The sequence below is a fragment of the Fulvivirga kasyanovii genome (genome assembly GCF_009711405.1).
In the GTDB taxonomy this organism is placed as follows: domain Bacteria; phylum Bacteroidota; class Bacteroidia; order Cytophagales; family Cyclobacteriaceae; genus Fulvivirga; species Fulvivirga kasyanovii.
In genome coordinates, this window is record NZ_SMLW01000555.1 from 6,815 (window position 1) to 18,691 (window position 11,877).

An 11,877-nucleotide genomic window follows, 5' to 3' on the forward strand; every position below is an offset into this window, starting at 1 on the left:
TTTTTATTTTAAACCAATACTTTACAATGAACTGCCGGTATCTGCTTCATTTTCTCCATCATTTCATTGCTCGGGTTTACTTTAAATTTACGAGACATCATTTCCACTGAAATGTTCTCCTGTACATCCACGAGGTTCATGTGAAGGGCACAATCCCCTCTGTATTGCAGGCATACTTCTTCGAGGTTTTTAATGACGGTCTCATTGATCTCATTAAGGTTGATGTTGACCATAAGGCCTTTGGTGCGCTTGTCCCTGAGGTCGTTGAGCAGTTCTATGTTCAGGATTTTGAACTCCAAACTCTTGTCTCCCCACTTTCTCTCTACCACACGGCCCTGAATGTAGAGGAACCAACCCTGCATCAGGTACTCCTTGAACTTAATGTAGTCGTCACCGAAAAGGAAGAAAGTGAAGTTGCCATTGTAGTCTTCCATAGTGAGCGTTCCAAAAGGTTTTCCGCCTTTGGTGGTCCTATGGGCAAAACCTGAAACCACACCGGCCACCTTTACCTCTTTGTTTTGCAGAGGTGGCAGGTCATTGAGTTCGTTTAATTCCGTATTACAGAAGCTATCAATCTCAAATTTGAAATCATCAAGCGGATGGCCTGAGATATAAAGCCCGACCACATCACGCTCAATATTCAGTTTTTCTATTTCACCGAAAGGCTCCATGTACGGGATTTTCGGCTTTGGAGTGTCCACACCGGTATCACCGCCAAAGAGGCTGGCCTGCGAGCTTTCGGCCTCCATCTGCATTTTGTTGGCATACTTGATGACCTTCTCGATCAGCGTCTGCTCATTTTCAGGAGCCTGCAGGTATTGGCGACGGTGGTATTCGTCAAAGCAATCGAAAGCACCGGACATGGCCAGGCATTCAAAGGTCTTCTTGTTCACCATTCTCAGGTTAACCCGCTCGGCAAAGTCAAAAATATCCTTGTAAGAACCATTTTTCTCTCGTTCCTCAATGATGTTTTCTACCGCAGCATCACCGCTTCCTTTAATGGCTCCAAGTCCAAAGCGAATTTCGCCCTCTTTGTTAACCGCGAAGTTTACGGCAGATTCATTCACGTGTGGCCCAAGTACCTTGATCCCCAGACTTCGGCACTCTTCCATGAAGAAAGTTACCTTTTCAATGTTGCTCTGGTTGTGGGTAAGTACTGCTGCCATGTACTCGGCAGGGTAATGGGCTTTAAGGTAAGCCGTCTGGTAAGCTACCAGCGAATAACATGTGGAGTGCGATTTGTTAAAGGCATAGGCAGCAAAGGCTTCCCAGTCTTTCCATACCTTGCCCAGCACTTCGGGATCGTGCCCTCTTTCTTTACCGCCATCAATGAATTTTGGCTTTAGTTTTTCCAGCAGGGCAAATATTTTCTTACCCATAGCCTTACGCAGAACGTCCGCATCACCTTTGGAGAAGCCCGCCAGTTTCTGCGACAGCAACATCACCTGCTCCTGATACACCGTAATACCATAGGTCTCGGCCAGGTATTCTTCCATGTCCTGGATGTCGTAGGTGATCTCTTCTTCCCCGTGCTTCCTGGCAATGAAGTTAGGAATGTATTCCATCGGCCCCGGCCTGTAGAGGGCGTTCATGGCTATCAGGTCTTCAAACTTATCCGGCTTTAATGCCCTGAGGTGCTTCTGCATACCGGGAGACTCAAACTGGAACGTACCGTTTGTCTCGCCACGTTGATAAAGCTCGTAAGTCTTTTGGTCATCAAGTGGTATGGTATCGATGTCGATTTCCACACCATGACGTTTTTTTACATTGGCAATGGCGGACTTAATGATGGTGAGGGTTTTTAACCCCAAAAAGTCCATCTTAAGCATACCCGCATTCTCTACCACGCTGTTGTCAAACTGCGTAACCAGCATCTCTGAATCCCTGGCTGTAGAAACAGGGATAAACTTGGTCAGGTCATCAGGGGTAATGATCACACCACAGGCGTGTGTTCCTGTATTCCTTACCGAGCCTTCCAGAATTTTGGCCTGGTTCAGTACCTTGGCTTTCAGGTCGCTGCCATTCCGTATCACTTCCAGTTCTTTCACTTCCCTGAAGGCTTTGTCCAGGGAGGTACCTGGCTTTTCAGGTACCAGCTTGGCAAGGTCATTGGCTTCCGAGAGCGAGAGTTCCATCACCCGGGCAGCATCCCGGATGGAAGATTTGGCGGCCATGGTACCGTAAGTAATGATCTGGGCTACCTGCTGCTTGCCATATTTGTTGATTACGTATTGAATTACCTTATCACGGCCTTCGTCATCGAAGTCAATATCAATATCGGGAAGTGATACCCTGTCAGGATTCAAAAAACGCTCAAAAAGGAGGTCATATGCAATGGGGTCTACGTTGGTGATCCCGATGCAGTAGGCTACTGCCGATCCTGCCGCCGAACCCCGGCCCGGTCCCACGGATACGCCCATTTCCCGGGCCTTGCTGGTGAAGTCCTGAACGATCAGGAAGTAACCCGGATAACCTGTGTTTTTGATGGTTTCCAGCTCAAAGTCGAGACGTTCCCTGATCTCATCGGTAATTTCGGGATAGCGTTTTTTTGCTCCTTCATATGTCAGGTGTCGCAGAAAGGCATTTTCACCTCGTTTGCCTCCGTCTTTGTCGTCTTCCGGGTCTTTAAACTCATCGGGGATACCGAAAGCCGGAAGAAGTACATCCCGGTCAAGTTTGAAAACCTCAATTTTATCAACCAGCTCAGAAAGGTTCTCGATAGCTTCGGGAATATCACTAAAGAGGATTTTCATCTCCTCCTGAGACTTGAAATAATATTCGTTGTTGGGAAAACCGAACCTATAGCCGCGTCCCCTTCCGATAGGGGTAGACTTCATTTCGCCGTCTTTCACACATAGCAGTACATCGTGAGCTTCTGCATCCTGCCGATCCAGATAGTAGACATCGTTGGCCGCGATTATTTTTACGTGGTACTTCCTTGCAAAATCAAGAAGTACGCTGTTTACCCGGTTTTCCTCTTCAAGACCTTGCCCTGCAATATCTCCGTGGCGAAGGAATTCCACGTAGAAGTCATCTTTAAATACTTCCAGGTACCATTGGAAGGCCTCTTCGGCCTGGTGCTCACCTACGTTCAGGATCAGGTAAGGTATTTCACTGTTCAGCCCACCCGTCAGCGCAATAACATCTTCCGAATAGGTTTTGATCAGGTCTTTGTCTATACGAGGATAGATGCCGTAAAGGCCTTCAATATAGGCCAGGGAACTAAGCTTGGCGAGGTTATGGTAGCCGTTTTTATTTTTGGCTATCAATACCTGGTTATGCCGTTTGTCGGGGTTGTCTTTGGTGAATTTTAATTTAGTTCTTTCCTCTGCCACATAAAATTCACAACCAACTATGGGTTTGATTTCATTGTTCAGCGCCTCCCTTACGAACTTGAAAGCTCCAAACATATTGCCCAGATCGGTAAGGGCAACGGCTGGCATGTTATATTCCTTGGCTTTGGCTACCAGTCCTTTGATATCCGGTACAGCCTGGAGTACCGAGAACTGGGAGTGTACATGCAGGTGAGAGAAAGGGTGGTCTATTTTTTTTGCGGCCTCTTTGTCTCCCCCAAAGTTTATTTCGGAGGCCTCTTCAATTTTGGCAAAGTTGGCATCAGCAAGCTCCGGCGCCTCATAGGTAATCTCCGCGACATCGGTGCCGTCCAGTGGTTCTACCACTTTCTGGGTGATCAGTCCGAAGAAACATTTTGCCGTAGCATCAACGTCATAAGCCGCATCGTGAGCATCATTGAACTTCGAACCGAACAGCTTTTCATGCAGCTCGATCAGTTTAGGCGCTTTTAACCGGCCCCCGATACCTCCCTGAAGCTGACAGAATTCGGTGGAGACCTCAGCAGTATCTATTTTGTTTTTCTCCAGCAGGCCATGCCCCTGATCGCTCTGCCCGACCCTTACATATTCCGTACCTACTATGCGATTATCGAAGTCAATGTTATGACCGATGACGACCTGCGCAGCTTCGAGGTCTTTGGAGAAGGTATTGAGAACTTCTTCCAGAGGATGCCCTTCTTCCAGTGCACGCTTGGTGGAGATCCCGTGGACTTTTTCAGAGTTGTAGGGAATGGTAAACCCTTCCGGTTTAACGATAAAATTTTGACTGGAAAGCAGGTTTCCCTTGTTGTCATGCAACTGCCACGCTATTTGTACCAGCCTGGGCCAGTTATCCAGATCGGTTATAGGGGCACTATAATTATGAGGTAAACCAGTGGTTTCGGTATCAAAAATTAAATACATGCTGATGTGCTAGCGGTTTGAAAAAGACAATCAAAAATGATCTTCAAATATCGTAAAACTTCGGGAGAACAGGGGAGGTTCCTGCGAGGATTTTTGCTGTCAATTTTTGGAGGGCCGTGGCGGTTGTTTTGAGGGGATTTTTGTGGTTGGGTCTATTGCCAGTGCCGCTGAACAACTCTTCTCCCCGGTCTGTCCCCTGACAGACTGTTATAGCAGAGCATCCCACCCATTTTCTGTGACTGGGGAGGACATTTTGTCTAAAGTTAACGCACTGCCTGAAGCTAGGTGAAGCTATGCGCATAGAAAGGATAAGGAAATTCTCTGACTTAAGGTATTACCTACTGCCGGTACTACTGAACAGCTCAGCTTTACCAAACTTTTGGAAGTTTAGTAAAGCGGCATTTTAGCTCTGTTCGTTTGTGGTTCTAAACCCATGTTGATTCAACCGAAAGGGGTAGGTATAAAAAAAGCTGCCTGCAAAAGCAGGCAGCCCTCAAAACAACTAGTAGAAAAAGGTGTGATATACTAGAACCTTACATTTACAGCCAGGTTGAACATTGTGCCCAATTGGCTAAAGTGATAACCATCGTAAGTCATTTGAGAGTAACGCTGGTTGAATGTGATTAGGTTAGATTGTACTTTTGTCTGTGCAGGGTCAGCAAGAATAGCTTCACCGTCAGCATTTAAAGCTACAAACTCCCATTCAGGCAATACATTGAAAATATTATTGACATTGAAAGTCACATTTACCCTTTCTGAGGCAGTGTAGTTTACACTTAGGTCAGTTACTACTTTAGGGATAAACTCTGTTTTCAGGTCAGAGCTCATACCTTGCTGTCTGAATGTAGTTTTGCCGAAATACGTATTGTTAACAGCGAAGTCGAACTTGCCGATGTCGTAGTGAGCGCCAAGTATCCATTTAGTTTTGGGTCTTGAAGTGAAGAACAATGCTTCCTGAGTTTCATTAACCACTGACTGCTGTCCCTGCTCAACTATTGCAGGGTTGTTTACCGCGCCATCTCTTTCATTTTCAATGGTGTAGTTTCCTGACAGGTTGAAACCCAACATGCCATTGCCCAGAGGGATATTTTTGTAATTAGCTACTACATCTATACCAGATGTTCTGGTGTCAATAGCGTTAGCAAAGAAGCTTACATCAGAAAGGTTATTGGCAGTCAGCAGGTCATCCAATGGAGTGTCACCACTTTCTGTTGGTCCAATCTCAGTACTAAGCACGATTCTGTCTTTCACCTGGATGTTGTAGTAATCCACAGTGAAGTCTAGTTTGTTGCTCAGCCTTGATCCGAAACCAGCAGTAAAGTTTGTTGATTTCTCTGCATCAAGCTGAGGGATACCTAAGAGCTTTGCCTGAGGTGATACGTTGTTTACCAAACCTCCAACCTGGATACCCTGGCCTGGCACGAAGCTGTACTGAGCTTTCTGAGTATAGATCTGATGCAGTGTAGGAGCTCTGAAACCGGTTGATAACGATGATCTTAAAGTCAGTTTATCATCAAGTACCTTATACCGGGTGCTTAATTTCCAAACGAAGGCGTCACCGAAGTCGCTGTAGTTTTCAACGCGGGCAGTACCATTCAATAAGAAGTCTTTGGTTACATCAAATGCGATGTCTACATAACCACCAAAGTTGTAGCGGTTGAACTTTCCTGAATTTTCAGGTCTGTTTCCTGCAAATGAGTCTGCACCACCACCATCATATGAGGCCAGTTCTCCTTCAATTACCTCAAATGTTTCAGACCTGAACTCCGCTCCAAAGGCAATGCCCAATTGGTCGGAAATCACTCTTGAAATGTCAAGGTTACCCACGATATGAGAGAATTTTGTGCCACCCGGATCAAATGAAATAGGGCTGTTTTCTCTGTAAAGGTTAACACCTTGCTGAATTTCGTCAGCATCTACAACACCATTGTTGTTCAGGTCGCCAAGGTACGTGGGAGGTGAAAGCACAGTGTTTCTGTTGTGAGAGTTTCTCACTGTATAGGTTTGTTTGTTTCCACCGGTTGTGAAGCTGGCATCGTAAATCCAGTCATTCAATTTAGACTTGAAACCTACCGTGCCGTTATAGTCATTCAGGTCACCATCGAAGGTCGGTACATAACCTACATAACTTCCACCAGGTCCGTCAGGGAAGAAGTCTGCCAGGTATGGAAAATCATCCAGCGTTCTCCAGTATGGAGTACGGTAGTTGGCAAAGCTGTTTACCTTTTTGTAAACATAAGCTGCATTGAAGTAAAGGTTTGTGGATTCGCTTAGATCAAGGCCACTGTTTACTACAAATTTGGCAGCAGTGGTTTCAGGGGAACCATTGATGTTACCGGCATCAGGCTTTAGGGCCAAAAATGCTTCAACATCCTCAATATCAGCGCCGAAATCTGCAGCCTCGCCTTCTGCATCTACGGTGCCGGGCCTGTTGGCCAGGTTTACTTTGGATAGGTCAAGGGTATAATTGATGAACCCTTTGTTATCACCCAGGGTACTTCCGTTGTTCAGAGCTACACCTATCATTTCACCATCACCTTCTGAGGTAATGCCGGTGCGCAAAGTTACGTAGCCACCATCGGCATTGTCTTTAAGGATGATGTTCATTACACCGGCAATGGCATCAGAACCATATTGAGCAGAAGCACCGTCCCTCAGTATCTCAACGCGCTTGATGGCGTCAGTTGGGATAGCAGAGATGTCGGCACCTGTTTCACCTCTACCGGGAGAGGTTTGGGTGTAAAGTAGTGAGCTCAGGTTTTTCCTTTTGCCATTGATCAGGATCAAAGTACGGCTGGGGCCCATGTTCCTGATCTCGTAAGGGTCGAGCAGTGAAGTAGCATCATTAACAGGGGTCTGAACCGTGTTGAACGATGGCACGCGGTACTGCAACGCCTTATCAAATGTAGGCTGACCGGTAGAAACCAGCTCATCGGCCGCAACCATATCCACCGGCAGTGGAGTATCAGTTGATGACCTTGGAGCGTTACGCGAACCTACGATCACAATATCCTGCAAGGTAAGCTGGTCTTCTTCCATAGCTACATCCCAGGTAACGGTTTCACCTTCTGCCAGGGTGAATTCTTTGGTTTGTGAAACTAATCCGATGTAACTGGTAGTAACAGTGTAAGTACCTGGCGACAGGCTAAGCGAGTACTTACCGTCTATATCAGTTGTAGTTCCGGAACCTGCTGCGGTGCTGATCGTCGCACCGATTACCGGACCGTCGGCCCCTTTAACGGTCCCCTTGATTGTCTGCGCACTTGCCCACAAAGGGACAATGAACAGCATGAGTGATAAAATAGTAATTTGTTTTTGCATGTAATTAAATTTATGGGTTTGACATTGGTTGCTTTTTCAGGTACAGTTCACCCGGGATACCGGGGTATCTGTGTGTTTTTTCTATGTTTTTATCTTTATAAAGTGAGATTTAGCCTGGCAAAGTAAAATCCTCCGTTAAAGCCAAACTGTGTGGCCCGCCTCGAGTAGATAAACCGTTCATTGCTCCGGAATTCCTCCCGGTTTTCATCCGGATAAATATCGAAGAGATTGTTTGCCCCGACCGTAAGATTGATATGATCTGTTATGTTATACCCGACACTGAGATCGGTAATTATTTTTGCTCCGAATTTCTGATCTATGAAATCACCGTTTGCATCTGTATTGTCAGTCCTTACCCAGATTTCCCCGAACCGGACATTGGAAAGCGTAACGTTGAATTTGCCAATATGGTAAAGGAGTGTGAGGTTAATTTTCGATTGTGGTAGTGCATCTTCAAAGCGGTTCCGTTCTTCCCTGTTGAAGAATTGTTCGGGCGCCCCTTGCAGGCTCGACGGAATATTTATATCAGTGACTTCCGTGGAGGTGAAGTTAGCTGCCAGTGATGATTTTAATGTTCCACCGGCCAGGAGTGTCCTGTGAGTAAGGATCATGTCCAGCCCTTTGGTTTCCGTATCGATGGCATTGACGAAAAAGGTGGCTGAGGCTGCATTGGCTTCGTTGAGAATTGCAGCAATTTCGTCGCTGCTGCTGGAGCTGAACGAGCCGGTTAGCACTACCCGATCTTCAATGCGGATGCCGTAACCATCTAAGGTAAAATTGAGGTTGTCATTGATCTGCCAGGTAATACCGGCACTGATATTTACAGAGCTTTCATTGGAGAGGTTGGGGATACCAAAAAGCTCGGCAATGCGTGAGTCATTTCTAAAAGTGCCTACTTCGTTGGGCACATTTACGCCTTCAGCGTTAAGGAAAAACAGGGTAGAGGTGCTGTTGTAATATCTTTGAGGTAATGATGGAGCCCTGAAACCGGTACTTACGGCACCTCTTATGGCCAGTGGTTTGGTGATAGCCCATCTGCCGGCTACTTTCCAGTTAAAGGTATTACCGAAATCGCTGTAGTCCTCATACCTGGCAGCTACATCTATAAAAAGGTCTTTGGTGAAGTTTAGCTCCACATCGGTATAGAGGCCGACATTTGACCGGCTTTCTTTTAGTTCATTTTCCGGCTGAAAGCCAGGAAATACCTGAGCGCCTCCGGGGCGATTGTAAAAGATGTTGACCTGGTTGAACTCATTGGAAAATGGAGAACCGTCAGCAAGGGTGTCAATGACATTCACATTACCATAGTTCCTGTAAGAGGCTTCTTCACCGGCGAAGATTTCATAGGTATCTACGCGGTATTCGGCGCCAAAGGCTACGTTTATTCCCTCTATTTGGTCAGGGAAGTATCTGTTGAAGTCGAGGTTGGTAGTATTTTGAGAAAATTTGAAGCCTCCTGCATTGAAAGCCGTTGCTGTACTGTTTCCTCGCGAAGCATTGAGCGAGTTGGTAACATGGTAGGTAAATGAGTTGGTGCCGAAGGTATTGCTGAAATCTACATACCACTCACCGATTTTGCCCCTCAGGCCACCGGTAATGGCACCATCGAAAATTTCAGAATTGATCTCAGGAAGAAATCCGTTAGGATATACCGTAGTTAATGTACGATCCTGATTGGGCAATCTGTAAAAACCGGTAGCCTGGCCTCTTCTGGAATTGAGGCCACCAAAGAGGTAAAATTCCTTTTCATCATCTATTTCAAATGAGCTGTTCATCATAAAGGCAGTGTTGATGGCTTCGGATTGACCTACCTTCATGGTAAATGCCCTTCGGCCTCCGTTTTGGTTGATCAGTGCTTCTTCTTCCTGAGGGGTAAGGTTGTTGGTATAGGCATTGGCAGCGTTTATGGCATCAGCTTCTGCCTGGGTTAGTTTTTTGCCTACATCAAAAGGACTGAAATCACCTGCCTGAAAGTTTTCGGCATATATGCTGGGGGAAGATCCGTCCCAGTCAGTCTTGAAAACAGTGCCATTCCATTCCCCTGCACGGTCGATGCGGCCGCGATATTGGTACTGACCAGTCAGGTTTATAAAACCTCTTTTCCCAACTTTAAACCCGTAGTTTACATTGAACTGTGCATTTTCTCCGTCGCCCTCATAAGTCTCGCCCAAGGTACCTGAAAAATAGAGTTTATCCACATCATCCTTAAGTACGATATTGATCACTCCGGCTATGGCATCAGAGCCGTATTGGGCGGCGGCACCATCCCGGAGAACTTCTATGCGCTTGATAGCGGCAGCGGGTATGGTGTTCAGGTCAGTGCCCACTGAGCCACGACCTACTGAGCCATTGACGTTGACAAGCGCACTGTTGTGTCGCCTTTTACCATTGATCAGCACCAACACATGGTCTACCCCCAGGCCTCGCAGGGATGCAGGGTCTACATGGTCAGTGCCATCTGCAATGGTCTGGCGGTTGGATGAAAACGAAGGGGCAACGTAATTCAGGATTTGTCCGACTTCAAGCTGGGGGACGTCTTTTACAATTTCATCAACGGCAATCACATCCACGGGTACTGGTGTTTCCAGTACCGTGCGGTTCTGATTTCTGCTGCCCACTACTACCACTTCCTGTAGCTGGGCTTCATCCAGCTCCATGTTTGCGGTCAGGGAGGTATTGTTACCTACGGATATTTCCTGTGTTTTGTATCCGATGTAGCTGAAAACCAATACGGCATCGTCAGGCACGTCCAGCACCAGTTTGCCGGAAAGGTCCGTTGTGCCACCGGTGGCAGTACCTTTCACAACCACGTTTACGCCCGGTAGTGGCTGTTTATTTTCATCCAATACCGTTACTGTTATGGTTTTGACGATAAGGTCTATCTGAACGGTTTCTTCTTTTCTGTCCCTGTATCTTAGCTTGCTTACACTAATGTCTTCGTTGATCTGTCGGAATTTGAGGCGGGCTTCTTTGGATAGGTCCTGGAGGATAGTTGCAATGGAAACGTTTTTGTAATTTTTGGTGAGGCGGAGGCTTTCGTTGATGTCGTCATCGCAATAGTGGAAACGAAAACTGGTTTTGCTTTCCATTTGCTCGAAAGTCTCTTTTAAAGTTGCTTTCTTTAAGTGCAAATCGATGTAAACTTCTCTGACACTCTTCACCCTGGCATGATGGGCCTCTGCAGCCTGAACGATCATTGCTACAGTGCCCAGGGCCATGATGAGAATTTTCTTGATCAGTTTTAGCATTGGGTCGTGGTTAAGGTTGATTGATAATGGTTACTTTCTTGCCCTGAATAAAATATTCAAATCCCAGGGCATAACTCATGTTATCCAAAACATGCTCAAGGCTTGCATTTTCAAATCGTCCGGTATACTTCTTTTGCAAACCGGTTTTGCTTTTGAACTGAAACTCAACATCGTACCATAGCTCCAGGCGTTTGGCAATTTCCTCCAGTGGGGTGTTCTTAAAATAAAGAACGCCCTCTTTCCAGAGTAGCTCAGATTGCTGGTCGAAAGTAAACTTACGCGTGGTTTTGGCGGATGTATTTACTTCAAGGGCTTCGCCGGGAGCAAGAATATATTGTTCGTTCTTATCTTTTCGGTTATCATTTTCATTGTTGATGATCACTTTGCCGGAGGCTAAAGCAATGCGGCAAACAGGGCCTCGGGCATTGATATTGAAAGAAGTTCCAAGGGCTGTGGTTACTACACCATTGGCTACAACCGAAAACGGTCGTGTTTTGTCTTTTACTACATCAAAGAAGGCTTCACCCTCAAGGGTAATGATCCGGCTGGTATCCGTAAAGGTTTTGGGGTAGCTGATTTTACTTCCTGAGTTGAGGATGATCTTTGATCCGTCGCTTAATATGATGGTGGATTTCTGGCCGGCCGGCATGCTTTTGACCACGAGTTCGGGAACAGGTGGTGTGTTTACAGACTGCTTTTGAACAAAATAGAAAGTGCAAATCACCAAAAGACTGATACATGCAGCATATAGCCAGGGTTTGATGTTAGAGGTTTTGGATCTGGAGGCAGTAAGGCCAAGTTCTTTTTCGATACCATGATAAAGTCCTTCGGAGTCTATAGCAGGCTTTTCGTCATCGGAGAGCTCATTCCATACTTCATCGGCCACTTCATCAAGCAAGGAGGACGATCCAGGTTGGCTTAATATTTTCATTGCAGCTTTCTGCTCCTCTTCGGTGCAGTTACCTGCAAGGTATTTTTTGATTAATCGTTGTTCCTGTTTCATCCTGTGACGTGGTTTAACATAGCCCTTTTAGTATTATTACCCTGAGCTT

4 protein-coding genes are annotated in these 11,877 nt (G+C 46.2%); all 4 read right to left on the reverse strand.

Annotated elements, in window-relative coordinates:
• Positions 1-8: 8 nt before the first annotated feature.
• The 4 genes from dnaE to E1163_RS13615 all read right to left on the reverse strand — a co-directional run bounded on the left by dnaE (position 9) and on the right by E1163_RS13615 (position 11,828).
• A complete protein-coding gene (dnaE, locus tag E1163_RS13600) occupies positions 9-4,256 on the reverse strand; it encodes a DNA polymerase III subunit alpha (protein WP_155172680.1) in 4,248 nt (1,415 codons plus the stop codon).
• 525 nt (positions 4,257-4,781) lie between these two features.
• Positions 4,782-7,577: a TonB-dependent receptor gene (locus tag E1163_RS13605; RefSeq protein WP_155172682.1), complete on the reverse strand. Its 2,796-nt coding sequence runs from the start codon at positions 7,575-7,577 to the stop codon at positions 4,782-4,784.
• 95 nt (positions 7,578-7,672) lie between these two features.
• Positions 7,673-10,825 (reverse strand): TonB-dependent receptor, encoded by a 3,153-nt coding sequence (locus tag E1163_RS13610; protein ID WP_246223661.1) that lies wholly within the window; start codon positions 10,823-10,825, stop codon positions 7,673-7,675.
• Between the two features lie 10 nt (positions 10,826-10,835).
• A complete protein-coding gene (locus E1163_RS13615; RefSeq protein ID WP_155172684.1) occupies positions 10,836-11,828 on the reverse strand; it encodes a FecR family protein in 993 nt (330 codons plus the stop codon).
• Positions 11,829-11,877: the final 49 nt, after the last annotated feature.

Bases quoted from the DNA above. Each gene is read 5' to 3' on its own strand.
- dnaE (WP_155172680.1), bottom strand. From the start codon at position 4,256: ATGTATTTAATTTTTGATACCGAAACCACTGGTTTACCTCATAATTAT.
- E1163_RS13605 (WP_155172682.1), bottom strand. From the start codon at position 7,577: ATGCAAAAACAAATTACTATTTTATCACTCATGCTGTTCATTGTCCCT.
- E1163_RS13610 (WP_246223661.1), bottom strand. From the start codon at position 10,825: ATGCTAAAACTGATCAAGAAAATTCTCATCATGGCCCTGGGCACTGTA.
- E1163_RS13615 (WP_155172684.1), bottom strand. From the start codon at position 11,828: ATGAAACAGGAACAACGATTAATCAAAAAATACCTTGCAGGTAACTGC.